The sequence below is a fragment of the Vibrio sp. Y176 genome (assembly GCF_033438945.1).
In genome coordinates, this window is the sequence record NZ_JAWOQS010000588.1 from 1 (window position 1) to 675 (window position 675).

Annotated in this window: 1 protein-coding gene; it reads left to right on the plus strand. The window is 43.6% G+C overall.

Going from position 1 to position 675, the window contains the following annotated elements; translation table 11 throughout:
* The first annotated feature begins 2 nt into the window (after positions 1-2).
* Positions 3-665: a hypothetical protein gene (locus R7O13_RS27455; RefSeq protein WP_318305273.1), complete on the plus strand. Its 663-nt coding sequence runs from the start codon at positions 3-5 to the stop codon at positions 663-665.
* Positions 666-675 lie beyond the last annotated feature (10 nt).

The following is a 675-nucleotide window of genomic DNA, read 5'->3' on the forward strand; positions in this document are numbered from 1 at the left end:
CTATTTTGTTATCCGGGTGCGCGACTCAAAAAATGGCTTTCCCGACACAAAACAAATTAACCATTACAGGCAATACGTTGGTGTACGACGGCATGATTACCGGGGATGCCGTGCTCGAAGCCATAAGAATGGTGAATGATAGTGACCAGAAAGTGACAACACTACGTATTACCAGTAGTGGTGGTGATATTGGCGTCGGGATCGAGTTTGGTCACTTCATAAAGAACAACGATATGGATGTGATCGTCAGCCAATTGTGTTTTTCTGCTTGCGCGAATTACATATTGCCTGCGGCGAAAAGTGTGGTGATTGGAAAAGATGCGCTTATTGGGTGGCATGGTGGCGCGAATCAGAGTGACGAGATGTGGGATCAATCGGTTCCTTCGCAATACGAAAAGCAGTTTTATCGCTATCTTACTCGCTTACGAATTAAAGAAGCGGAGTTCTACAACAAAGTAGGAGTGGATCCAAATATTACCGTTTATGGGCATACGAGAACGAATACATGCCAACGTTCAACGCTCGCGAATGGTTGGTATTACACTGAATCTGATATGCGGCACATGGGAATTAAGAACCTGACTGTGCAAGGTGAATTACTGAACACTTTGAACTACAACAACAGCGAGATTAATTCTTGTTTGATGCCGCAAATATTTAATTAATTATCACCGC